General features: G+C 66.0%; 21 protein-coding genes. 8 read left to right on the forward strand and 13 right to left on the reverse strand.

The window, feature by feature from the left end; genetic code table 11:
- Nucleotides 1–56: 56 nt before the first annotated feature.
- Both ACZY0X_RS18930 and ACZY0X_RS18935 read left to right on the forward strand, forming a co-directional pair.
- Nucleotides 57–494 carry a hypothetical protein gene (locus ACZY0X_RS18930; RefSeq protein ID WP_463773346.1) on the forward strand — a complete coding sequence of 146 codons (438 nt, stop codon included), beginning with the start codon at nucleotides 57–59 and terminating at the stop codon, nucleotides 492–494.
- 67 nt (nucleotides 495–561) lie between these two features.
- The gene (locus ACZY0X_RS18935; RefSeq protein WP_463772588.1) at nucleotides 562–852 is read left to right on the forward strand and encodes a CDGP domain-containing protein; all 291 of its coding nucleotides are present in this window, start codon (nucleotides 562–564) and stop codon (nucleotides 850–852) included.
- 61 nt (nucleotides 853–913) lie between these two features.
- Here the strand turns inward: ACZY0X_RS18935 and ACZY0X_RS18940 are convergent, their stop codons facing one another.
- On the reverse strand, nucleotides 914–2,467 hold the full coding sequence (locus tag ACZY0X_RS18940; RefSeq protein ID WP_463773347.1) for an LCP family protein: 1,554 nt from the start codon (nucleotides 2,465–2,467) through the stop codon (nucleotides 914–916).
- Nucleotides 2,468–2,817: 350 nt separating this feature from the next.
- Here ACZY0X_RS18940 and ACZY0X_RS18945 point away from each other — a divergent pair, with 350 nt between their 5' ends.
- The gene (locus tag ACZY0X_RS18945; RefSeq protein ID WP_463772589.1) at nucleotides 2,818–5,670 is read left to right on the forward strand and encodes an MMPL/RND family transporter; all 2,853 of its coding nucleotides are present in this window, start codon (nucleotides 2,818–2,820) and stop codon (nucleotides 5,668–5,670) included.
- Here the strand turns inward: ACZY0X_RS18945 and ACZY0X_RS18950 are convergent.
- The 3 genes from ACZY0X_RS18950 to ACZY0X_RS18960 form a co-directional block, all read right to left on the reverse strand.
- Nucleotides 5,667–6,140 carry a hypothetical protein gene (locus tag ACZY0X_RS18950; protein WP_463772591.1) on the reverse strand — a complete coding sequence of 158 codons (474 nt, stop codon included), beginning with the start codon at nucleotides 6,138–6,140 and terminating at the stop codon, nucleotides 5,667–5,669. The two genes, ACZY0X_RS18945 and ACZY0X_RS18950, sit on opposite strands and share 4 nt — an antisense overlap.
- Before the next feature lie 94 nt (nucleotides 6,141–6,234).
- Complete coding sequence (locus tag ACZY0X_RS18955) at nucleotides 6,235–7,266, reverse strand: fused (3R)-hydroxyacyl-ACP dehydratase subunits HadA/HadB (RefSeq protein WP_463772593.1); 1,032 nt, start codon at nucleotides 7,264–7,266, stop codon at nucleotides 6,235–6,237.
- Between the two features lie 126 nt (nucleotides 7,267–7,392).
- Nucleotides 7,393–8,139: a 3-oxoacyl-ACP reductase family protein gene (locus ACZY0X_RS18960; protein WP_463772595.1), complete on the reverse strand. Its 747-nt coding sequence runs from the start codon at nucleotides 8,137–8,139 to the stop codon at nucleotides 7,393–7,395.
- A 68-nt stretch (nucleotides 8,140–8,207) separates the two neighbouring features.
- Here ACZY0X_RS18960 and abc-f point away from each other — a divergent pair, with 68 nt between their 5' ends.
- Entirely contained in the window at nucleotides 8,208–9,854 is a 1,647-nt protein-coding gene (abc-f, locus tag ACZY0X_RS18965; RefSeq protein ID WP_463772596.1) for a ribosomal protection-like ABC-F family protein, read from the forward strand.
- A gap of 21 nt (nucleotides 9,855–9,875) precedes the next feature.
- Here the strand turns inward: abc-f and ACZY0X_RS18970 are convergent, their stop codons facing one another.
- Complete coding sequence (locus ACZY0X_RS18970) at nucleotides 9,876–10,871, reverse strand: glycoside hydrolase family 6 protein (protein WP_463773349.1); 996 nt, start codon at nucleotides 10,869–10,871, stop codon at nucleotides 9,876–9,878.
- A gap of 316 nt (nucleotides 10,872–11,187) precedes the next feature.
- On the opposite strand from ACZY0X_RS18970, the gene ACZY0X_RS18975 reads away from it, so the two are divergent.
- Nucleotides 11,188–13,470 (forward strand): S9 family peptidase, encoded by a 2,283-nt coding sequence (locus tag ACZY0X_RS18975; RefSeq protein ID WP_463773351.1) that lies wholly within the window; start codon nucleotides 11,188–11,190, stop codon nucleotides 13,468–13,470.
- Here ACZY0X_RS18975 and ACZY0X_RS18980 read toward each other — a convergent pair.
- Entirely contained in the window at nucleotides 13,459–14,187 is a 729-nt protein-coding gene (locus tag ACZY0X_RS18980; RefSeq protein ID WP_463772598.1) for a helix-turn-helix domain-containing protein, read from the reverse strand. The two genes, ACZY0X_RS18975 and ACZY0X_RS18980, sit on opposite strands and share 12 nt — an antisense overlap.
- Before the next feature lie 118 nt (nucleotides 14,188–14,305).
- Between ACZY0X_RS18980 and ACZY0X_RS18985 the strand changes: the two genes are divergently transcribed.
- Nucleotides 14,306–14,956 (forward strand): DUF3159 domain-containing protein, encoded by a 651-nt coding sequence (locus tag ACZY0X_RS18985; protein ID WP_463772599.1) that lies wholly within the window; start codon nucleotides 14,306–14,308, stop codon nucleotides 14,954–14,956.
- A 168-nt stretch (nucleotides 14,957–15,124) separates the two neighbouring features.
- Entirely contained in the window at nucleotides 15,125–15,934 is an 810-nt protein-coding gene (locus ACZY0X_RS18990) for a L,D-transpeptidase (RefSeq protein WP_463772600.1), read from the forward strand.
- Between the two features lie 324 nt (nucleotides 15,935–16,258).
- Here ACZY0X_RS18990 and ACZY0X_RS18995 read toward each other — a convergent pair whose 3' ends face one another.
- Complete coding sequence (locus ACZY0X_RS18995) at nucleotides 16,259–16,780, reverse strand: hypothetical protein (protein WP_463772601.1); 522 nt, start codon at nucleotides 16,778–16,780, stop codon at nucleotides 16,259–16,261.
- 375 nt (nucleotides 16,781–17,155) lie between these two features.
- On the opposite strand from ACZY0X_RS18995, the gene ACZY0X_RS19000 reads away from it, so the two are divergent.
- On the forward strand, nucleotides 17,156–19,453 hold the full coding sequence (locus ACZY0X_RS19000; RefSeq protein WP_463772603.1) for a glycoside hydrolase family 3 C-terminal domain-containing protein: 2,298 nt from the start codon (nucleotides 17,156–17,158) through the stop codon (nucleotides 19,451–19,453).
- A 42-nt stretch (nucleotides 19,454–19,495) separates the two neighbouring features.
- Here ACZY0X_RS19000 and ACZY0X_RS19005 read toward each other — a convergent pair whose 3' ends face one another.
- The 6 genes from ACZY0X_RS19005 to ACZY0X_RS19030 all read right to left on the reverse strand — a co-directional run bounded on the left by ACZY0X_RS19005 (nucleotide 19,496) and on the right by ACZY0X_RS19030 (nucleotide 23,839).
- Nucleotides 19,496–20,701: a lipase family protein gene (locus ACZY0X_RS19005; RefSeq protein ID WP_463772604.1), complete on the reverse strand. Its 1,206-nt coding sequence runs from the start codon at nucleotides 20,699–20,701 to the stop codon at nucleotides 19,496–19,498.
- A gap of 66 nt (nucleotides 20,702–20,767) precedes the next feature.
- Nucleotides 20,768–21,571 (reverse strand): SDR family NAD(P)-dependent oxidoreductase, encoded by an 804-nt coding sequence (locus ACZY0X_RS19010; protein ID WP_463772605.1) that lies wholly within the window; start codon nucleotides 21,569–21,571, stop codon nucleotides 20,768–20,770.
- A gap of 104 nt (nucleotides 21,572–21,675) precedes the next feature.
- Nucleotides 21,676–21,891 carry a hypothetical protein gene (locus ACZY0X_RS19015; protein WP_463772607.1) on the reverse strand — a complete coding sequence of 72 codons (216 nt, stop codon included), beginning with the start codon at nucleotides 21,889–21,891 and terminating at the stop codon, nucleotides 21,676–21,678.
- A 79-nt stretch (nucleotides 21,892–21,970) separates the two neighbouring features.
- On the reverse strand, nucleotides 21,971–22,498 hold the full coding sequence (locus ACZY0X_RS19020; protein ID WP_463772609.1) for a putative immunity protein: 528 nt from the start codon (nucleotides 22,496–22,498) through the stop codon (nucleotides 21,971–21,973).
- Nucleotides 22,499–22,537: 39 nt separating this feature from the next.
- Complete coding sequence (locus ACZY0X_RS19025; protein ID WP_463773352.1) at nucleotides 22,538–23,191, reverse strand: nitroreductase; 654 nt, start codon at nucleotides 23,189–23,191, stop codon at nucleotides 22,538–22,540.
- A gap of 36 nt (nucleotides 23,192–23,227) precedes the next feature.
- Nucleotides 23,228–23,839 carry a maleylpyruvate isomerase family mycothiol-dependent enzyme gene (locus tag ACZY0X_RS19030; protein ID WP_463772610.1) on the reverse strand — a complete coding sequence of 204 codons (612 nt, stop codon included), beginning with the start codon at nucleotides 23,837–23,839 and terminating at the stop codon, nucleotides 23,228–23,230.
- Nucleotides 23,840–24,098: the final 259 nt, after the last annotated feature.

Raw genomic sequence — 24,098 nt, forward strand, 5'->3', positions numbered from 1 at the left:
ATCGTCTGCGCGCGCGTGTCGCTAACACCGCCTGCGTGGCCGGCGATAACACGGGTATGACTCCGCTCCGCGCTGCGTGCGCCCTCGCCGTCGCGCTGGCGGCGCCCTGGTTGTGGGTGGCAACGGCCCAGGCCGAGGGCTCGGCGCAACTCGATCAGGTTCCCGTGGTGGCGTCCCCGACGTGTGCCGGCAGCGTCAGCGCCGAGGCCCAGGTGACGCCGGTGCAGATCGACGATCGCGTCGAGGACGGTGTTCGCGTTGCGATCCACTACGACGCCGGCATCTACGACGGTTCGTGTGCGCTCACCGTGACCGCCACCTGGGCGAATCTCGACACCGGTGCGTCAGGAAGCGGTGACATCACCGCGGTATCGACGATTGACGGGCACTACGGCTTCATCGGCTACGCCAACACCACCTTCGAGACGGGTCCCGGCACCGTGGTCGTCACACTCAGTTCGCACCCGGGTGCCGAACTGCGGATCACGACTTGAAGCGCATCAGGCAGTGCTCACGAAGGAGCGAATCTACGGCGGTGGAGCGCTGGGTAGGCTCTCACCCGTGGGTGTGACTCTGGCGGCGCGTCCGCTGCTTGCCGTGACCATGCTCGTCGCCTCTGCCGGCCTTGGCCTCGGCCTCGCCGCGCCAGCAAACGCGGGCTGCGAGACCAAGCCGACCCACCAGTACTGCGACCTTCCGATGCGGCCGGACGGCACCTGGGACCGCTGCCGAATAATCTTCGGCAAGGGGGTCGGCGGCATCAGTGGTCACCGTAAGGGTGAGGTGCGCTGCTATCCCATGAATCCGACGCTCATGCCGTACACCGGCGAGCCGCGGCACTACATCCCGTAACGCCGGCCCGCCTGGGCTCATGACGCCAAGTCGGCGGAAGCAGACGTCCCAAGCTGTCTGTCTATCTGACGCAGGGGATGTTTGTGGCGGTCATCTTCGTGAAATCGGTGGGAGCAGGCGCGGTGTTTCCCGTGGAGGTGGCATCCACGACGGTCATCGCGAGGGGGGAAGCGGCCGGGACCGGGAGTTCTGGGCTTTCGGCGGTGATGAGGTAGTCGGCCGCGGGGAAATCGCTGCCGAGGAGCAGTTGCACGGTGCCGGGAGCCACCGCATCGGAGGCTGTGGCAGTGAGTTTCAGTTGCGCGGCCAGGGCTTGAGCGGCCTGCTCGGCGCCTGAGCCGTAGAGCAGAGTGCTGGTGGACGACAGAGTATCTGCCGTGCTGCTTTCCCCTGGGGTGAATCCCCGCGCAGCGGACCAGTCCGTGACCGCGGCCGCCAGTCCGTTCACTGTGGTGGCGTTGACCACGTTCAAGACCGCCGCTGGTGCCAGCGGTGCGGTGTTGGTGGGCGCCGTCGAGGTCCGGTCGGTTGTCCCCGCGAAGAGGTCGTGCACAAGGGTGCGGATGGTGGCGACATCGACGATGTTGACGTCTGAGCCTGCCGGATCCTGACCGAATTCGCCGATCGGCAGCGTGTACAACGACATTTGTCGGCTGGTCAGCGATGATGCGTCACCGAGGAAGCCGGCCAGCTTGAATCCAGCGTCCACGGCGAGGTTCCTTTGGGCGACCTGTAGGAGATCGCTGAGGTTGGCGGGGTTGGAGAGCGCCCCACCGTGGCGCAGTGCGTTGGCCAGCGACACGATGAACGCTTGCTGGCGGCGCGTGCGGTCCAAATCGGTGAACAGCTCGTCGTTGAGGTCACGGCGCTGCCGCACGAATGCCATCGCCTGAGACGCGTCGATGAGTTGCTCGCCCTGGTGGAAATTGGCGCCCGAGTAGTCGTCGACGGTATCGGCGTTCAGACAGACGGTGATGGGCTCGACCACCCGGGCGATCTGAAAGAACGCAGCCATGGTGATCTCGACGAAATGGTCGACCGGCACGCCCAGCAGTTGGCGCACCGCTGCGATCTGTGATTTGCGCCCAGCTTCCCGCGCGGTCTGTTCGTTGCCCATCGGATCGTAAGCACCCGATGCACTCTCGGATTGAGAGTTGGCCAGGGTTTCCATGGTCTGCTGATATGCCAGCCCGTAGGCTTCTTTGATCTTGATCTTGATCTTGATCTTGATCTTGCTCTTGCATATGCCCGCCGGACATCCCGGCAAATCCACGAAATTGTCGCGGGGAATCGAGACGGCGGTGATTGGGCCATCACCGCCGGGAAGATGCAGAAGAATCAGCACATTGGCGTTGTAGCCGCCCACGGTTTCATCGCCAGCGTGCAGCGCACCGTAGATGTCGTCGGGCAGCGGCTGGCCGTGCTGATCCAGGCGGCTGTCCAACCCCATGATCAGGATGTTCTGCTCGCCACCAGTCGAAGCTGGACCCCCGGCCAGTGCATTGGACGTGGTAATCCCGCCCACCACATTGTGGTAGCTGGCCCAGCCAATCCCAGTTGTCGTCACCACCGCCGCAGCGGTCAACGCTGCCACCACGCGCCAGACCTTGAACAGCTGACGGCGACCGGCGGGGCGTTCCGCGCGGTGGCGCGGCCGCCCGTGTGGGGACACGTCGGCATCCCGGGACGGCCGCAGTCGGTATGTCATGGCACAAAGACCCTATCGTGACGGCCCAAGCTTCGAAGTTGCTGTGAATAGCCATGGTTCGCGGTGGATCCAAATCGCCAGCCAACGCGGAGACTCCCGCGCCCGGTGTTGTGGAGTCCGGACCCGTGTCGTACCGTCAACCTAGTTGATATGCCAATCAATCGGAGATCACTCCGTCCGCGCCTGTCACCGCCCATGAAAGAGTCACGGATGCAGCGGGTTTCGAACGCCTTCATCTACTGCCTGGACAAATCCGGATGAGCACCCAGCGGGTTCCGGACTTCATCCGGCGGTATGCAGTGCTCATCGCGCTGTTCTGGCTGGTCCTGGCGGTGTTGACGAATGTCTTCGTACCGCAGCTGGAGACCGTCGCCGAATCGCACAACGTGTCGCTCAGCCCGCAGGATTCGCCGTCATTGCAGGCCAGCAAGCGTATCGGCAAAGTGTTCGACGAGTTCGACTCCGACAGTTCGGCGATGATCGTCTTGGAGGGCGATCAGCCGCTCGGCGCCGACGCCCACCACTACTACGACGGCCTGATTCAAAAGCTCTCCCAGGACACCAAGCACGTACAGCACATTCAGGATTTCTGGGGAGATCCGCTGACGGCGGCCGGCTCGCAGAGTTCCGATGGCAAGGCGGCATTGGTGCAGCTGTACCTCGCCGGCAACCAGGGCGAGTCGTTGGCCAACGAGTCGGTCGATTCGGTACGTGACATCGTCGAGAACACGCCGCCGCCGCCGGGCGTCAAGGCCTATGTCACCGGTGCCGCGCCGCTGGTCACCGACCAGTTCGAGGTGGGCCGCCACGGCACCCTGAAAACCACCCTGATCACCCTCGGGGTGATCGCAGTGATGCTGTTCTTCATCTACCGTCGCCTCACCACAGTGTTCCTCGTGCTCTTCACGGTGATGATCGAGTTGACGGCGTCCCGCGGCGTCGTCGCCGTTCTCGCGAACGCCGGCATCATCGAGCTGTCGACCTATTCGACCAATCTGCTGACGCTCCTGGTGATTGCCGCCGGAACCGACTACGCGATCTTCATCCTCGGCCGCTTTCACGAGGCGCGTCACGCCGGACAGGATCGCGTATCGGCGTTCAACACCATGTACCACGGAACCGCGCACATCATCTTGGGGTCCGGTCTGACGATCGCCGGTGCGGTGCTCTGTCTGACCTTCACGAGGCTCCCGTATTTCAATAGCCTTGGTGTGCCAGCCGGAATAGGCATTCTTGTCGCGGTGGTTGCGGCGTTGACCCTGGCGCCGGCGCTACTGATCATCGGTCGCCATTTCGGACTGTTCGAACCCAGCCGGCCGATGCGCACCCAGGGCTGGCGGCGTATCGGCACGGCCATCGTCCGGTGGCCAGGGCCCATCCTGGTGGCGACGATCGCGTTGGCCCTCATCGGGCTGCTCGCGCTGCCGGCATACAAGACGAACTACGACGCCCGGCCCTACATGCCGGCTAGTGCCCCGGCGAACGTCGGTTACGCGGCCGCTGAACACCACTTCTCGCGGGCCAGGTTGAATCCCGAGCTCATGATGATCGAAGCCGACCATGACCTACGCAATCCGACTGACATGATCCTGCTGGAGCGCGTCGCCAAGGCGGTCTTCCATACCGACGGCATCGCGCAGGTGCAGTCGATCACCCGGCCGCTCGGAACGCCCCTGGACCACACGTCAATTCCGTTCCAGATCAGCGCGGGCAGTGCCGCTCAGACCAACAACCTGCCCTTTCAGCAGGCCCGCGGCGCCGACTTGCTCAAACAGGTCGACGTGATCAACAACTCCATCGACGTTCTGCGACAGCAGTTTGCGCTGCAACAGCAATCCAGCGCCGTCACCGACGAGCAGGCCCGAGCATTCCAGAACACGGTCGCCACGGCTCAGGACCTGCGCGACAAGATCGCCAACTTCGATGACTTCTTCCGGCCGATGCGCAATTACTTCTACTGGGAGCCACACTGTTTCGACATTCCGGCGTGTGCCGCGCTGCGGTCGCTCTTCGACGCACTCGACGGTGTCGATCAGCTGACAGATCAACTGGCCGATGTCGCTGGCAGCATCGCCAAACTGGATGCGCTGCAGCCGAAACTGCTCACGCTGATCCCGCCGCAGATTGCCAATCAGCAGACCAACCGCGAGCTGACCCTGACCAACTACGCCACCACCTCGGGTATCAACGACCTGACCGAAGCTGCACTGCAGAACTCGACCGCCTTGGGCCAGGCGTACGACGCGTCGAAGACCGATGACTCGTTCTACGTACCGCCGGAGGCGTTCACGAACCCGGAGTTCCTACGCGGGCTCAAGCTGTTCCTGTCACCGGACGGCAAGGCCGCCCGCCTGATCATCACTCATGACGGTGATCCCGCTACCCCTGAGGGCATTTCGCACATCGACGCCATCAGGCATGCCGCGCAGGAAGCGGTCAAGGGCACGCCCCTGGCTGGGTCCAAGATCTACATCGCCGGCACTGCGGCCACCTACAAGGACATCCAGGACGGCGCCAAGTACGACCTCATGATCGCCGGAATCGCGGCGATCAGCCTGATCCTGCTCGTCATGATGTTCATCACGCGAAGCATCGTCGCCGCGTTTGTAATCGTGGGCACTGTGGCGCTGTCCTTGGGCGCCTCGTTCGGGCTCTCCGTGCTGATCTGGCAGGACATCTTCGGTATCGAGCTGTACTGGATCGTGCTGGCACTGGCCGTCATCCTGCTGTTGGCGGTGGGGTCGGACTACAACCTGCTGCTGATCTCTCGGTTCAAGGAGGAGATCGGCGCCGGGTTGAACACAGGCATCATCCGGGCGATGGCCGGCTCCGGCGCGGTGGTGACGGCGGCGGGCCTGGTGTTCGCGGCGACCATGGCCTCGTTCATCTTCGCCGACTTGCGGATTCTCGGTCAGATCGGGACGACGATCGCGCTCGGTCTGCTGTTCGACACGCTGATCGTGCGTTCATTCATGACGCCGGCAATCGCAGCGCTGCTCGGCCGCTGGTTCTGGTGGCCCCTGAAGGTGCGTGCCCGCCCCGCCAGCGGAATGCCTCAGCGCAACGGCACCGCGGCATCAAAAGCGCTGGGCGGCAGTCCCTCTCGCTAGCGGGCCGGGGCGTATTCGTCGGACGGCTCGGGCACAGTCACGGAAACGTCCCGCAGCTTTCCCTTCAACCCCGCGACCCTGCGCAACTGAGCGGCAATGTTCATGGAGGTCAACATCGGGATACCCCCAATGAACGTTCGAAAGGAGGGGTGTCCGCCGTCTAGGTGGAGCATGAAGAGGCAGCCGACCACGTAGAAGAATCCGATGGTGAACAGAGCCGCGGGTATCGCGTACGCGAGCGGTGATCGGGCGTCCGCGACCAGTTCGGTCGCATAGTCCACCTCGTCTTGAGACATTGGTTCGCGCTTGCGGAGTTTGGCTAGCACCGCCTTGTGGGCACCGACCTCTTCACCCAGGGGATGGGATGTCCGCTTCTCCAGCCGACTGATGTAGACGAATACGCAAACGGCGAAGAACACTTCCATCACCGCAGCGAGGATCGTGAGATCACCCCATGGACCGAGATTCACCCGTAAAACGCTACCTGATCTAAGTACTTTTGCCGGACCTCACAGGAACGTCACAGGGGTACGGGCGACGCTCCTCGGTGGCAGGGCCGTCAGGTCAGCTGAAGCGGACGTTCAGTGTCGCCAGGCCGAAGATCTTCCTGCCACCGGACTTCGCGGCGACAATCACGACACCGGTGCGCGTGATGGGGTCCAGCGACTTGATCCGGCCGCTGAACTCGATATCGCAGCCCCCGTCGGCGGGCACGATGGCGGGCTGAGACAGCCGCACCGCGTAGCGGGTGACCGCGCCGGGATCACCGGACCACCCGGAGCCGAAGCCGGCACCCAGGCCCATGGTGAGCATTCCGTGGGCGATCACATCGGGCTGCCCCGCCAGCTTGGCGATCTCCTCGTCCCAGTGCAGGGGGTTGGCGTCGCCGGACACGCCGGAATAGTTCACCAGGTCGCCGCGGGAGAGCCGGGTGTGGTGAACCGGCAGCTCGTCGCCGACCTTCACGTCGTCGAACGACGGCGAGGCCGGGGTGCGGGCGGTGCTGCCCTCGGCGATCCGAACCTCGCCCTCGGGGCGCACCGCCTTCTGATACTCCGTCTGGGACGCGTCGACTCCGAGCATGTTCACGTCATGCATGATCACGTTCGCCACGGCGGGTCTGATCGCCGGATCGACGTCCTCGCCGGTGACGCCGACGACGGTGGTGTGCAGGGTGTGCACCCGCTCGCCGGCGGCATCGGTGAAGGTGTTGGTCACCGTGATCAGGTCTCGGCCGGCGATCCTGCGCACCGATGTCAGCTCGACGTCGATCTTCAGCTCGTCGCCGGCCACGATCGGGCGGTGCTGCTCGAAGACCTCTTCGGTCTGCAGGTACATGTCATAACCGACAACCACCGACTCGAACATGCGCTGATTGCAGGCCATCGCCGGGGTTGACGTGAACGTCAGCGGCGCCACCAGGTCTGAGTAACCGAGTTCCGCGGCAGCGGCGACATGCCAGTGTGCGGGGTGATAGTCCTGCACAGCACGGGCGAACTCGCGCACCTTCTCGCGGCCCACCAGATAGGTGTCTTCCATCTGGTAGTAGTGGCCGACTCGAGATTCGAGCGCCGTCGTTTCTGCTGCTGCGGTCATGAAGTTGCTCAACTTTCCTATCGGCGTTCGCTGAGACCGACCGAGCCAGCCTAACGCGGGCCGCTGTGGCGATATGAGGCGATCCGCCGCGCCGGGGTGTATGCGAACGACCCCTGATGCCGACTGCTAGACCGTGAAGCCGCCGTCGACGTTCAGATTTGCGCCGGTGATGTAGCCGGACTCCGGGCCGGCGAGGAAGCTCACCAAGGCGGCGACGTCGCTGGTGTGCCCGTAACGGCCCAGTGCGACGACCTGCTTCAGGCTCTCGGCGAACTCGCCCTCGTCGGGATTCATATCGGTGTTGATCGGACCCGGCTGCACGTTGTTGACGGTGATTCCGCGCGGGCCGAGTTCGCGAGCCAGCCCGCGGGTGAGGGAGGACACCGCGCCCTTGGTCATCGCGTACACCGAGATGCCCGGCCCCGGTACTCGGTCGGCGTTGATGCTGCCGATGTTGATGATTCGGGCGCCCTCGCTCAGGTGCGGGATGGCCGTGTGGATCGCCCAGAACACCCCACCAATGTTGACCGCCACCAAACGGTCGAACTGCTCCAGCGTGAATTCCTCGGCGGGCGCCAGGACGGCGGTACCCGCGTTGTTCACCAGCACGTCCAACCCGCCGAGTTCCGCGACGGCCCGGGTGACCGCGGACGCGATCTGAGCCGGATCGGCGGCCTCGGCCTGTATCGCGACCGCGGTACCGCCGTCAGCCGTCACCTCGGCGACGAGCTTGTCGGCGTCGGTCGCCGAGGACGCGTAGGTGAAGGCCACCGCGGCACCCTCTGCGGTCAGCCGCCGCACGATCGCCGCGCCGATTCCTCGCGATCCGCCGGTGACCAGCGCTCGCCGTCCTGCCAAAGGTGCTGTGCTCATCTCGGTGTCAAGGCCGGTCGCGTCGTACGTATTCCCGTCCAACTGCGCGGGGGTGGGACGATAGGGCAATGACTGCAACGCTCGTCGCGAAGAATGTGGCCGGCGGGTTCGCCCATCGCACGCTCTTCGAGAATCTCGACGTGACCGTTGCACCGGGCGATGTCATCGGAGTCGTGGGCGCCAATGGCGCAGGCAAGAGCACGCTGCTGCGAATTCTGGCCGGGGATCTCGAGCCGCTCGAGGGCACGGTGAGCGTCGCGCCAGCCGATGCCTTCGTCGGGTGGCTGCCGCAGGAGCACGAGCGGGTGCCCGGCGAGACCGTCGCCGCCTACATCGCTCGCCGCACCGGATGCGCCGCGGCCACCGAGGCCATGGAGGCGGCGGCCGAGGCGCTGACCGATTCGGCGGCAAGTGCGGATGCCTACTCAGCTGCGTTGGATCACTGGCTCGCCACTGGCGCAGCCGATCTCGACGAGCGACTGCCTGCCGTTCTGGCCGACCTGGGTCTCGACACCGATGCGGTGCGGCCGGAGACGACGCCGATGACCGCCCTGTCGGGTGGGCAGGCGGCGAGGGTGGGACTCGCGGCACTGATGCTGTCGCGATTCGACATCGTGCTCCTCGACGAGCCGACCAACGATCTCGACCTCGATGGACTCGCTCGGCTGGAGCAGTTCGTCCGCGAACTTCGTGGCGGCGTGGTGCTGGTGAGCCACGATCGAGAGTTCCTGGCCCGCAGCGTCACCCGCGTCCTCGAGCTGGACTTGGCTCAGAACATGACCACCGTGTTCGGCGGCGGGTACGAGAGCTACCTGGAAGAGCGTGAGGTCGGCCGCCGACACCGGCGTGAGCAGTACGACGAGTTCGCCGACAAGAAGGCTGACCTCGTGGCGCGCGCACGCACCCAGCGGGAGTGGTCGAGCCAAGGTGTTCGCAATGCGATGCGCAAGGCTCCCGACAACGACAAGAACCGGCGACGGGCCGCCACCGAGTCGAGCGAGAAGCAGGCCCAGAAGGTCCGTCAGATGGAGAGCCGGATCGCGCGCCTCGAGGAGGTTGTCGAACCCCGCAAGGAATGGACACTCGAGTTCACCATCGGAGCCGCGCCGCGGTCGAGTTCGGTCGTTGCGACCCTCGACAATGCCGTTGTGCGCCAAGGTGATTTCGTCCTGGGGCCGGTGTCATTGCAAGTCGATGCCGGCGAGCGGATCGGTATCACCGGCCCCAACGGGGCAGGAAAATCGACTCTGTTGCGGCTACTTCTCGGTCGCCGACAGCCCGATGAGGGCCGCGCGAGCCTGGGTGCCAATGTGGAAATCGGCGAGATCGACCAGGCGCGTGCGGATTTCACCGGCTCCGAGCGGCTCGTCGATCGCTTCGAGCAGCGGGTGCCGTCATGGCCGACTGCCGATGTTCGAACCCTGCTCGCGAAGTTCGGGCTGCGCGCCGACCACGTCGAGCGCACCGTCGACGAACTCTCGCCCGGCGAGCGAACCCGCGCAGGCCTCGCGCTACTGCAGGCCTGTGGCACCAACGTGCTGGTTCTCGATGAGCCGACGAACCACCTCGACCTCGCCGCCATCGAACAGCTCGAACAGGCGCTCGACAGCTATGACGGTGCGTTGTTGCTGGTTACCCATGACCGCCGGATGTTGCAGAACGTTCGGCTGGACCGGTCGTGGCTGGTCGACAACGGCCGCGTTTCGGAGTTGTAGCCGAAGCGGTCGCGCGTGCTCCTACCAGCCGGCGTTGCGGGCCAGGTCGATGGCGTACTGGTTGACGAAGCGACCCGCCTGGGGATGCCCGTTGCATGCTCCGTCGGACTCACCGGGACGCTTGACCCACAGGAAGGCGTCGACGTTGCCGTTACCGGTCTCCGTCGTCGGCCGGGCGCCGAGCGCCCGTCCACTCGGATTGCACCAGTACATCTCGCCCTCGGCTGGGCCCGCGCCGTTGCGCGAGGTGTCGATCACGTAGTGCGCGCCGTTCGTCATCCCCGAGATCGCATTGCCATACCCCATCGACTCCTCGGTGGTGAAGAAGTTCGCGGTGTTGAGGCTGAAGCCCCGTGCCTTCGCCACACCGACGTCGTTGAGCCGGGCTGCCATGACGTCGGCGGCGACCCACCGTGAGTGACCGCCGTCGATGTAGACAGCCGTGGCCGGATTGCGGGTCAGCGAGTCGACGGCGTAGCGCATCAGGTCGTAGCGTTCCTGCTGCTGGTCGGCCGACAGGCAGTCGGCCATCGCGAGTGCGTCGGGTTCGAGGATCACCGCAGCCGGTCCCGAGCCGATGGCACCCGCGACGCCGTCAATCCATCCCTTGTAGGCGCCGGCCGACCCGAACCCGCCCGCTGCGTAGCTCCCGCAGTCGCGATTCGGGATTCCATACAGCGCCAGAACCGGCATGGTGCCGGCAGCCTGCGCGGTGGCGATGTACTTCGCGTCGACCGCGGGGGTGGAGATGTTGTCCATCCAGTACGCCGTCGGGGTGTCGGCGATGGCGTTCAGCTCCGGATTGGGCGGATCGACGCCATCCGCGGCGGCACGTGCCTTCGACCGGGGGTTGACGTAGAAGGGCAACCCGGCCAGGGGGTTGGCATCGCTGGCCAGCCGCACATCGGGGGCGGGAGCAGTCTGCACCGGAACGGCTGAATAGCCGATACCGACGACGGTTGCAACGGCCAGGAACGGGGAGATCCACCGCGCGACTGCGCCGGCAGCTGAGGAGATCACCCTTGGAAAGTAGTGTCACCGGCGCAGCATGCGCCAGTCGCAGCCAACAGGTGGCGCGTGGTCGGCGCTTCCGTCCTTGCGGTGGCAAACACATCCGACGGGCGCGAGGCCGACTCGAAATCGCAGGTTGGTCTGCGTCGATGGCGGTGTTGTCCGAGCTGGGATCGGTAGCGCGATCGGCGGAGCCTACTTGCTGCGGCGCCGCACGCGCGGTTCGAGCAAAGTGGTGGCCACGCACGTCACAAAGATTGCCGCGCATGGTCAACCTTGGCTTGACCATGCCGCTACGTCCGGGTGTTCCATCAGAGTCGTGATGCCGAACGACACCGCACAGACCCCAGTGCAACTGACGGATTCCGACTACGCGCGTGCGGAGCAGATGCTTGCCCCGTACCGGGCGAGGCGCGTGCCCGGCAGTTCACTGCAACCGCACTGGCTCTCGGGCGGCAAGCGGTTCTGGTACCAGGTCGGCACTCGCTTCGTGGTGGCAGATCCCGGTGCCGGCAGCCGCCGCGACGCATTCGACCACGACCGGCTGGCCACCGCACTGTCCGTCGCGTCTCACCACGCAGTGACTGCGGTGGACCTGCCGATCACTGGAGTCGAGATCGGGGATTCGGTGCGGTTCACCGCGTTCGAATCGCGCTGGGAGTGGTCCGACAGCGCAGGCGCATGCGTGCGGCTCGACGACGACGGGCAGGCTCGGCCCGGCGAGGTGATGTCCCCGGACGAGTCGTGGGTCGCGTTCCGCCGCGACGGCAACATCTGGGTTCGTTCGCGCCGCGGCGAAGGGGAGAGCGAGCAGGAGTTCGCGCTCACCGACGACGCCGAGCCGCAGTTCGACTACGGCGGGCTGCCCGACGCGACCGGGGCACGAGCGCTGATGCGTGTGCTCGGTCTGCCGCCGCCGTTGGTTGTCTCCTGGTCGCCGGACTCGACCCGACTCCTGGTGCAGCGCCTCGACCAACGCGACCTGCCGGAACTGGTTCTCATCGAGTCCGCTCCCGGGGACGGCGGCCGACCAGTGGAGCACCGAACCCGCTACCCGATGCCCGGGGAAGAGGCGCAGGTGACGATGTCGTGGACTGTTCTGAATGTCGTTGACCGCACCGTGGTCCGACAGCAGGCTGAGCCGACCACGATCATGCACCCGACCGCCCTCGTGTACGCGTGGTGGTCGGGGACGTCCGGCACGTCTGATGAGGCGGTCCACTTCCTGCACCAGTCCCGCGACGCCCGAACGCTGGAACTGCGACGCCTCGATCCGACCAGCGGCGCAATCACGACGTTGATCAGTGAGGCCGGCGAGACCCGCGTCGACCCGACTCCACAGCTGGGTGAGCCGCCGATGGTGCATGTGCTCAACTCCGGCGAGACCCTGTGGTGGTCGCAGCGTGACGGGTGGGGACACCTCTACCTCTACTCGGCCGACGGGCAGCAGGTTTCCCAGGTCACCACCGGGCAGTGGCTCGTGCGCAAGATCCTGTGGGTCGACGAGGAGCGTCGGCAGGTGTGGTTCCTTGCCGGCGGGCTCAACGAAAGGGACCCGTACGTACGCCAGATCTGCCGGATCGGTCTCGACGGGTCCGGGTTCACCCGTATCACCGACGACGACCTCGATCATGACGCACTGAGCCCACCGGATGGCGGGTACCTCGTCGACCGGGCCTCCACGTCGAGCCAACCGCCGCGTTCGGTTGTGTTGGACGGCGACGGAGTGGTTCTCGTCGAACTCGAATCTCCGGGCACGGAAAGGCTGGAAGCCCTTGGCTGGAGCCCTCCGGAACGGTTCCGCGCGACGGCCGCCGATGGCAAGACGCCGATCTACGGCCTGCTCTGGCGACCGCACGGTTTCGACCCGCAGCGCCGCTACCCGGTGATCGAACACATCTATCCCGGGCCGCAGATCTACCGAGCTGGCCCGTCGTTCAACGAGCCGCACTACGGCGAGCCGGAAGCGTTTGCCGCGCTTGGCTTTGCGGTGGTCGCTGTAGACGGGCGCGGTAGTGCCGGTCGTAGCAAGGCCTTTCACGACCACTCCTATGGTGACCTCGGAAATGCCGGTGCCCTTGACGATCACGTCGCCGCGATCCGCGAATTGGGCCATCGGTATTCCTGGATCGATACCGGGCGGGTCGGGATCACCGGCCAATCCGCAGGTGCCTTCGCCGCCGCCCGTGCCCTGCTGATGTACCCCGAGTTCTATTCCGTGGCGGTCTCGGTGTCCGGCAACCACGACAACGGCGTGAACCTGGCCATGTGGGCCGAGCACTACCACGGCGATGTCAGCGCCGAGGGGAAGCGGGCCATCTCGAACGCGACCTTGGCCGCCAACCTGGAGGGCAAGCTGCTGCTCATCCACGGGGAACTCGACGACAACGCCCATCCGTATCAGACGCTGCGTCTGGTTGATGCACTCATCAAGGCGGACAAGGACTTCGACATGCTCGTGATTCCGGGAGCCGAACACGCGCTGGTAGGCCGCACGCACTACTTCTTCCGGCGTACCTGGGACTATTTCGTTCGTCACCTGCATGGTACCGAACCACCTCGCCATCGCCTGGCACCGTTGCCGATGCCGACCTTAGGGGGCTGAGCGCAGGATCTCGCCGGCACGGCGAAGGACGTCGAGTTGCGCCGGGTTGTACAACTCCGCCATCGCGCCGGCGATGGTCTCGTCGGCGAAGCGCGCTCCGCCAGGGGCGTCGGTTCTGGCACCGACGAGGCCGGGGTGGGCCTCGTAGATCGCCCGAATGTAGGGGACGAGGCGTTCGGCCATGTCTTGGCGAGTCGATTCATCGGCATCAGCCGGCAGGTCGTCGAACGCGGACACCGAAGGCTCATCCGGGGTGTTCTGCAGAAGGTCGGCGTAGGCCTGAAGTCCTCGTGGCCCCAGGACTCGGGTCAGGACGACGACGAGGGAACGGTCAGCATCGGACATCTTGGCGATGGCGGCGGGTGGAACGAAATCCGGGGGCAGGTCGGTTGGCGCGGAACTCTCCAGAATCAGACGCAGCTCGCTGCGCGCACGCTGCAACCGTGCGATGGTGGCGGCGAGTTCGGCATCGAGTGCCCGCAGTGCCTCTTCTGGGTGTTCGTCGGTGTCGCCCACGGCGGCGACCTGGGGGAGTGAGAACCCGAGATCGGTCAGTCGTTTGATCCGCACCAGCCGGACCAGGTGGGTGACGCCGTACTGCTTGTAGCCATTGGAGCGGCGTTCGGGCTCGGCGAGAAGACCGACCTGGTGATAGTGCCGGACCGCCCTCAGGCTGGTGCCTGCGAGTTCGGCGATTTCACGCGTACTCCATCCCACAGCTCCATTCTGATCGATGCCGGCGGACTTGACTGTGCCGCAACGTCCGGGTGTGCCATTGACGGATGACCAGTGAGCGCCTACCTCGCCAAGCAGCTCGGCGGGACGAGATGAAGCGATGACCGAAGCGCCCACCGATGAACGGCAACCGACACTGCTCGATCGCATGGGCGGTGTGTCCGGGCTGGTGTTGGCCAGCGTGCCCACCTTTGCCTTTGTCATCGTCGATGCGATCGCCGGGCTCGATGCAGCGATAGTGGTTGCCATCGGCACCAGCGTTGGCCTCATCCTGCTGAGGGTGCTTCGCAAGGACCCGATCCAACCAGCCGTTTCCGGCCTGATCGGAGTCCTCGTAGCGTCGTTGATCGCGTTCTACAGCGGTTCCGCCGAGGGCTACTTCCTGCCGGGCATCTGGGCAAGTCTGGTTATGGCCGTGATCTGCGCGGTCTCCGTCCTGGCGCGACGGCCCCTCGTGGGGGTGATCTGGAAGTTGCTCACAAGCGCGGCCGTGGGGCAGTCGTGGCGCGACGACAAGGTCGCTGTGCACGCGTTCGACGTGGCGACGCTCGCGTTCGTGGCGGTCTTCGCCGCGAGGTTCGTCGTCCAGGAGTGGCTCTATGACGCGGGGTTCACAGGCTGGTTGGCCGTCGCGCGGATTGCGATGGGCTATCCGCTGCTCGCTCTGGCGCTACTGGTGACGTACTGGGCGGTCCGGCGCGCGCGTCGACGGCTCCTAGTCGTGACAGACGAACGGCCGCTAGGGCGATGAAGCCTGTGAGAGCGCTGCCGGCCAAGCCGGCTGCGCTATGCCGTCCCGTGGCTCAACCGTGACGAACACTTGACCGAACTATTGACGTGTGCGGCAGGGACGGCGCCGCGCCCCCGCATACGATGACGGCGCTCATGAAACGTTAGTCATTTCAAGGGGTTCGGATCGATGCGAGCGGTTTCTCATGCACTTCTGGCTGTTGTCGTTGTCGCTGCCACGACCGTGCCCGGTGCCATAAGGGATGTAGACACGGCTGCGGCGACCCAGGCGCTGAACCTGGGCGTCGAGTCGATCTCGCCGACGCCCGACGACATCGTGGGCGTCGCAGCCCCCATCATGGTGACGTTCAGCAAGCCCATGCCCAATCGGCTGGCCGCCGAGCGCGACCTTGCGCTCAGGTCGACGCCCCCGATGACCGGCAAGTTCGAGTGGCTCGAAAGCAATGTCGTGCAATGGGTTCCCGACAACTACTGGCCGTCGCACAGCACCGTGATGCTCTCGGTCGCGGGCAAGCGCACCGCATTCCAAACCGGGGCGGCCGTTATCGGCGTCGCCGACATCTCGGACCACACGTTCACCGTGACCATCGACGGGGTGGGGGCAGAGTCGCCGATCGGACTACCGGCGCCGCACCACCTGCCTCACGCCGGTGAGGCGGGGGTCCTGCTGGCCAGCATGGGTCGGCCCGAGTACCCCACGCCCGCCGGGAAGTACACCGTCCTGAGCAAGGAGAGGTCGGTGCTCATGGATTCCAGCAGCGTCGGCATCCCCACCACCGCCTCCGATGGCTACCTGATGGAGGTGGACTACGCCGTGCGCATCACACGCCGTGGCATCTTCGTGCACTCCGCCCCGTGGGCGGTGCCATCGATCGGATTCGATAACACCAGCCACGGCTGTATCAGCCTGATCCCGGCGGCCGCGGAGTGGTACTTCAACACGGCCAACGTCGGCGATCCTGTCATCGTGCAGGAGTAGGTCGCCACCATCCGCGGGCGCTGCCCGCCCCAGCCCGCCCCAGCCCGCCCCTTGTCGAACGTGAAGACGATGGCGAAGTCTCGCTGAAATCTCGTACATATCTTCACGTTCGGCGGTTGGCCTGCGCTCTGCCGAACGTGAAGACGATGGCGAAGTCTCGCTGAAATCTCGCACATTTCTTCACGTTCGGCGGCCAAGAAACGACGAAGACCTCCGGGCGAGTGGAGAAGTCGAACTTCTCCACTCGACCCGGAGGTCTTCGCCTCCAGCCAGACTGGCGTCAAAGCGACTGCGGGATAACGCTATCCCGGCAGCGCTATCCGGCTAGTTGGGGCCGGGAAGGGCTGGCACTCCTGCGGCTGGCCCGTTGGAGCCCGCTGGGGCGGTCGGTGCACCCTTGCCTGTGGCACCGCTCATCTCCATGAGCGGGGCGCCTGCAAGCGCAGGAGCGGCCGCTGCGACCGGGACGACGGGCGGCACGATGGGCGGCACCACGGGCGGGACCACCGGGGGCGGCACGAGCGGCGGCACCAGGGGTGGCGGCACGATCGGCGGGACCAGGGGTGGCGGCACGATCGGTGGCACCAGGGGTGGCGGCACGATCGGGGGCGGCCCGAGGGGCACGGGCGGCACGATGCCAGCGGACTGGACCGCGGCAGCAGCGCACGGCGCAGCAGCTCCGGCCGCCGCCGGCCCGGCGCCGCCGGCCGGGGCCTCGACGCACACGTAGCCGCCGCCCGTAGTGAACGGAGTGGCCACTGCGTGCGGGCTCAACACCAATGCGCTGACGCAGAATCCCGCGCTAGCGATCGCCTTAATAGCGAATCGATCAAAGTTGACCGTCACCGTTCACTCCCTCGTTGCGTTGAGCTATTTACTGCGAAGATAATTTGTCTCTGGACCGTATGACATCGATGTAACCCGCGTCCAGGCGCGGCGCGAATTGAATGCTAGATGTAACCGAGATCCGCTAAAGCGTTGCCGCGCTGTGTCTTTCCCGTGACATTGGACGTCAATTGGACGCGCTTTCTAGCGCGCCAGCCCGTCGCGCACCCCCGTGACGACTGAATCCGATTGCGAAACAGAACCTTTACGAAATCGTTGCCGAATCGAGGTTGTCATTCGCGGATGCGTGAATGCGGTCCCATTCGGCCGTGGTCGAACGGCACGTGCGCTCACCAATGCGTAGCTAGCATCGACAAGGACGGAAGGCGCCGCGTAGTGGATGACACCGAGAACTTGACGGCCGATGTGACCGTTGCCGACTTGACGCTGCAGGAGAAGGCGTCGCTCACGAGCGGTGCGAGCTTCTGGCTCACCCAAGCCCTCGAACGCGTGCAGGTCCCGTCGATCATGTTGACCGACGGACCACACGGTCTAAGGAAGCAACGGGTCGGCGGCGACCATCTCGGCATCGGCGACAGTGTTCCGGCGACGTGCTTTCCGCCGGCCGTCGGCCTGGGCTGCTCCTGGGACGTCGAACTCGTTGAGCGCATCGGCCGAGCCCTCGGTACCGAGGCCGCCATCGAGAACGTCGCGGTCCTGCTGGGGCCAGGCATCAACATCAAGCGATCACCGCTGTGCGGCCGCAATTTCGAGTACCTGTCCGAGGACCCCGTCGTCTCGGGCGTGCTGGGCGCAGCCATCGTGAGGGGCATACAAGCCAGGGGCGTCGGCGCCTCGCTCAAGCACTACGCGGCCAACAACCAGGAGAACGACCGCATGCGGTCGAGTTCTGACGTCGATCCCCGACCGCTGCGTGAGATCTACCTGCGCGGGTTCCAGCGCGTCGTCGAAGATGCGCAGCCGTGGACTGTCATGTGCTCCTACAACCGCATCAACGGGGTGTACGCCTCGGAGGACCCCTGGTTGCTCACGCAGGTGCTGCGCGGCGAATGGGGATTCGAGGGCCTCGTCGTGTCGGACTGGGGCGCGGTCAACGACCGGGTGGCCGGGATAGCGGCCGGGATGGACCTGGAGATGCCGACGTCAAACGGTGCCACTGACGCCCAGGTCGTCGCCGCCGTCACGAGCGGGCGCCTGGAGGAGGCAGTGGTGGACGTGGCAGCGGGGCGAGTGCTCGACCTCGTGCACAAGGTGCAGAAGGCAGGGGGCCTGGTCAACGGACCTCTGAACGTCGACGAGCACCACGCGCTCGCCCGGGAAGCCGCCGGACGGTCGATCGTTCTGCTGAAGAACGACGGCGCCGTCCTCCCATTGGCCAGGGAGGCGAGCATCGCCGTCATCGGCGCCTTCGCGACCAAGCCTCGCTACCAGGGTGCGGGTTCGTCGCTGATCAACCCGACCCGTCTCGACAATGCGCTCGACGAGATCCGCTCCTACGCATCAGGCGATGTCACATTCGCCGCAGGGTTCGAACTGTCGCGGTCCGAGCGGTCCGAGCCGTCCGCGGGGCTACGCGACGAGGCGGTCGACGCGGCATCGCGAGCCGACGTCGCTGTGGTCTTCCTCGGGCTGCCTGCCGCGGCGGAATCGGAGGGGTACGACCGCGACGACATCGACCTGCCCGCTGAGCAACTAGCCGTCCTCGATGCCGTCATCGACGCGAACCCGAACACGGTCGTGGTGCTGTCCAATGGCAGCGTGGTGGCGCTGCCCTTCGCCGAGAGGGTGCCGGCGATCCTCGAGGGATGGCTGCTCGGTCAGGCGGGCGGCGGCGCGACCGCCGACGTTCTCTTCGGCGCGGTCAACCCGTCGGCCAAGCTGACCGAGACGATCCCGATGCGCCTGTCGGACTCCCCGGCCTACCTCGACTTCCCCGGCGAGTTCTCCCACGTCCGCTACGGGGAGGGCCTGTTCGTCGGCTACCGCTGGTACGACGCCCGAGATCTCGACGTCGCATTCCCGTTCGGTCATGGTCTGTCCTACACGACATTCGAATACGGTGCCGCCACGGCTGCGTTGAACGCCGCGGGAGACATCGAGGTGCGAGTGGCGGTCTCCAACACGGGCGCCGTCGCGGGCCGTGAGGTCGTGCAGGTCTACATGTCCCTGCCGGGCGGCGCAGTCCAGCGTCCGCTGCGTGAACTCAAGGCCTTCGCGTCGGTCGCGCTGGCTCCCGGCGAGTGTCGCGACATCGACCTGACGGTTCGCCGAGAGGATCTGGCCTACTGGGATACCCGGGTGGAGAGTTGGATCGTCGAAGGCGGCTCGTACGTCGTGGACGTCGCAGCGTCGAGCCGTGACATCCGCACGTCCGCTGTGATCGCGGTCGACGGCGATCACGTGGCCCCGCCGCTGTCGCGGAACTCGACTATCGGCGAGGTTCTCGCTGATCCGGTTGCCGGCCCCAAGGTGGGGGCTGCGCTCGCCGCGATGATGGGTGGGAGCGCGGCCTCGGCTGCTGCCATCCTGCCCGAGGGCGTGGACCTCTCGAGAATGCTCGACTCATTCCCGATCGGCAGGGTCGGCATGTTCGCGGCAGCGACCGGGGCCAGCGTCGATCCTCACTTCGTTGACGATCTTCTGGCGACAGACAGCGCCGACCCGGCGGGCTGAACCCTCGGACTGGACTGGACTGGACTGGACTGGGCTCAGCGCTCAGCGGTCACAGGAATCGGTCGTCGGCTCCCCGCTCATCACCTTGCCCACGAAATCCTGCGCATCCCTTAGCGATGCGGGCACCGTGCCGCGGTGGTCCTGACCGGGATAGATGCGATAGTCAACGTCAATACCCTTGCCGCACATCGACTTGACCAACGCGTCGGTGCCGGGTTGGGCCACCAGCACATCTGACGTGCCCTGGACGACCATGATCGGTACCTGCGGTGTGACGTGAGTGGGATCTTGCCGGCTGAGATATTCGGTGAGTGCGCTCACGTCCGCGTCCGCCGCGAATACCTGCGCCGCCGGCACCGGAGGCACCGCACGGATCTGAGGAAGACACGCTGTCCGGGCCGCGGTCAGCAGAGGACGGGCCTGCGGCGTGAAGATCTCGTCAGCGTTGATCGAGGGGTCGACCACTTGCGCGCCGAGCACCACGAGGGGCAGGAAGGCCTCCGCCGCCTCGGCTCCCGGCTGGCCGGACCTGGTGAAGTCGACGGCCTGGCTCAGACCGACCCCACCGGGGGCTATTGCGATCGCGCCCTTCAATGCGAGGTCGGGCGCTCGCCGCTGGGCGTCCTGCGCGGTGAACAGCGCCGCCTGCCCGCCCTGGCTGTGGCCCATCGTCACCCAGTCGGTGCCGATCGAGGGATCGAGGGCTCGGGCGGCTCGCACGATGTCGATCACCGTGTTCGCCTCGCTCGTACCGTCGACGTAGGGGTGCCCGCCGGGGGTGCCCAGGCCCTGGTAGTCGGTCTGGACGACGGCGTAGCCGCGTGCCACCCAGGTGTCCAGGTTGTCGGTCACCAGCTCGAAGTAGTCGTGGTCGAGCCCGTCCTCGGTGTCCACCGACGGGGCGCAGGTGTCGGCGTAGCCGGTTGTCCCGTGCGCCCAGCTGAGCACCGGCCAGCCGCCGTCGGGCGGTGTCGACTTCGGTACCGCGACGGTGCCGGAGACGACGATGGGCCGCCCGTGCGAATCCTCGGAGACGTAGGTGATCAGACGGGTGCTGGCAGCGCTGGGGAGTGCGGCCGCCGTGGTCAACGGCTGCGTGGTGAGCAACTCGCCTGGTTTGAGTGCGGCGGGGTCACCGGATTCGGTGCTCGCGCAACCGGTTACGAGTAGGACTGCGGCGGCGAGCAGGCCACCGATCGTCCGTCCGGCGTGCTTCGACGGTATACGGGTCCCACGACGAGCAGGCATACCATCCTGTCTACCGCTAGGCAGGCCGCGGCGTCCGCGGAAATGCAGTCTGTACGCGGTTCGGGGTCACTCGTCGAGCATGGCGCGGCGGCTCGCGGCGATCGGACTCTGGGCGGTGAGTCCGCCGTCGAGCACCAGAGTCTGCCCGGTCATGTAGCGGGACTCATCGGAGGCCAGATAGACCATCGCCCACCCGATGTCCTCGGGATCGCCGATCAGGTCGAGGGCGTTGTGGCGCTGGATGTCGGCGATCACGTCCGCCGACAGATTGTCGCGCAGCGCGGGTGTCATGATCGCGCCGGGCGCGACGGCATTGCAGCGCACTCCGCTGCGGCCGTACTGGGTGGCGATGTACTGGGTCAGCCGGATGACGGCAGCCTTCGCCGCGCCGTAGGCGCACTGCAGGGTGTCACCTGCCAGGCCTGCGACGGAGACGGTGTTGATGATCGACCCGCCACCGGCGGAGATCATGTGCGGAAGAGCCAACCGGGAGGCGACGACGGTGCTGCGTGCATTGAGCGCCATCGCCCGGTCCCACTCGGCAAGGTCCATGCGCAGCAGATCGAGATCCTTCTTCGGGTTGCTGCCGCCCACGTGGTTGCAGAGCACGTCGATACCGCCGAACTCCGCGACGGCGCGGTCGATCATGACCGCGGCCGAGCCCTCGTCCATCACGTCGACCGCGACGCCAACCGCCCGTCCGGGGGACTCCCCGCCAGCGATCTGGGCTGCTGCTGCGGCGGCGCCGTCCTCGTCGCGATCGGCGATGAGAACCCGGGCACCCTCCGCGACCATCAGTGCAGCTGCCGCGCGACCGATGCCGCTGGCTGCTCCGGTAATGACGATCTTCTTCTCCACCAGACGGTTCATGACGACCCACATCTCTTTGTTGTGGCGCGGCAATGAGTTCAGCACTGAAAAGAATACGTCCGGGGGGTGCGTCGGCAACAGCGGCCGCTAGTTGCCGCTTCGCCTCAATTGACCATGTCAGTGGGACAGTTGTCCGAATGCGTACACCGTGCGGGGGACCGCGGCAGCGTTTCGTGACCGACCATCGGCGCCAACTGACCGGCGATCCCAACGATGTCGATGAGGCGGTCCAACACATCCGAGCGCCGCGCCGCCCACGGAAGCCACATCGTGAAAACACCCAACAACGCCATCGTCATGATCGCGACGAAAACTGCCATCTGTAGACCTTGTAGCCAGAGGTATTTCAGCACAATGCAGATCACTGACACGTACGAGCAAGATTCTGCCGCTGCGTCATCACCGGTTCCCCTCAGGCAACCGCAGCGCGGTGTCCAGCGCCCCATAGAGCCTCCCGAGCCGTGTCATCGGCGGCGATGGGGCCGGCATCTGAGCCACGAAGGCGCGCACGGAACCCGTGGAATGCGCTACCGCCCAGTCGATCTCGGAGGCAGCTGCGCACGGGTCGCCAGTGGCGAGTTCGCACGCCTGGGCAGCGTAGACCGCGGGTGCGAGCAGGTGCATAGTCTGTCGAGCCGCGGCGGTGCCCGTGAGATCGAGGTGCGTGTAGGCCACGGCCACGGCCATCTGCGCCGCACGCGCCGCCGACCTGGCCGGCTCGTCGACGTCGCCGGCCGCGGCGAGCGCCCCGAACGCCAGCATGCGCATTCGTTTGTCCCGCCGTTGGCCACCGCCGAACAACCTCGCACCCCCGATCGCGTCCCGCGGCCGGGGATCGCCGGGTACCCGATCCTCGTAGAGGGAGAGGGCGCGTTCGGCGCAGTCCGCCGCCCACAGGGCTACGGGGCGGAGGTCATCTACCGCCATCGTGACCAAGCGTGGGCCTCCATCGTTGGCAACTGTCGGCTAGTGGTCTAGAAATACCGCGCACTCGTCGATCGGTTTGCGCGGGACGCTGAGGTTGTTGGCGGGGAGGTCCTCGACGGGATAACCGATGGCGAGCCCGCACAGGATCTCGTACCGGTCGGGAATCGCCAAGGTGTCACGAACCACGTCGGGGAAACCGGCGATGAGCATTTGGACGCAGCTGCCCAACCCGCGCGCGGTGAGACCGAGGACGAAGGTCTGCAGGAACATTCCGACGCCGAGGCTGTCGGCATGGCGAAGATCGCGGTGCATGCACACGATGCCGGCCAGTGGCGCGTTGTAGAACCGCCAGTTGAGCTGCACTGCTCTCCGCCGGCCCTCGGCGTCATCGCGGGCGATCCCGAGACTTCCGTACAGTTGCTCTCCCAATGCGTATCTCGCACTGTCGAACTCAGCGGGAAGTGCTGGCACCGCGGGTTCACGCACGCGGGCCTCGTTCACCAGCGCGTTGACCAACCGCTCGCGGGCGCCATCAGAGGCGAGGACCAGATGCCACGGCTGCGTGTTCGAGTTCGAGGGCGCCTGTCTCGCCAATTCGAGTGCCGCCTCGACGTGGCCACGCGGCACGGGCTTGTTCGGATGGAAGAGTCGGATCGATCGCCGAGCGTGCACCACCTGCTCAAGCTCCACCAGTGTTCCCCTCGCTCCACCCGTCACGATAGTGCTGTCTCACCGCAGCAGCGTGACGCCCTCGCCGTCGAGTTCGTCGAGGAGTTCGGCCCGTCCCGTCATGGCGAGCAGCAGTGCCTCTCCCGAGCCTCGTACCTCGGGTCCGTGACCGGCGGACCAGTCCATATCCGTGGCCACCAGCCGTACCCCTCGCGTGCGCCGAGCTCCTCCGATGACCGGGCTGACGCGGGCGTAGTCGAGCGAGACACGTAGCCGTTCATCGGGAATGGCGCGTGGTTGCTCAAGTGGTCGGCGGATGTCCTGCTGATGGATCAGGCACTCGATCAGGCCCACCCGGCCGCGGTAGAGGGCCGCTGCGCCAGACGGTTCGGCGCCCTGGCGCATCAACTCGACGAGCCGGGCGGGTGACCGACCGGCGTGCTCCCGGAGTTGGTCCGCATTGATGCGGTCCACGTCGCCGCGCGCCCGGATCATGTTGATCAGCAGCAGTTTTCGGCTCTGACCCAGATAGGCGACCGTGTGGGTGGCCACATCGTGTACGGACCATCCGTGGCACAGGCTGGGCATGCCCCACTGTTGCGGGGTCAGGCCCTCGAGCAGGTCGGCGAACTCCACCCTCTCCAGTCGTGCGAGGGTTCGAACGGAAGTCACGGAGCCAGACTAGAAGAGGAGGCCTGACAGTGTGTCCCGGCGCACCCGGGGACGGGTTGGTCCGTCGCTCAGCAACCTCGCTCGGGTGTCGCAGCGGTGCGGCGTGATCCACGGCCGTACCTGAGAGATTTCTCAGTGATTCTCGTCACTGTAGTCAGCGAAGCCGCTGACAGGTACCCCGAATGACGCGGGTGACGGTGCTAAAGTCCCCTGCTCATAGGGTCTTTACAGCCTCTATCATTCGGCCAACTAATTAGGG

The organism is Mycobacterium sp. IDUB_39 (genome assembly GCF_055419205.1).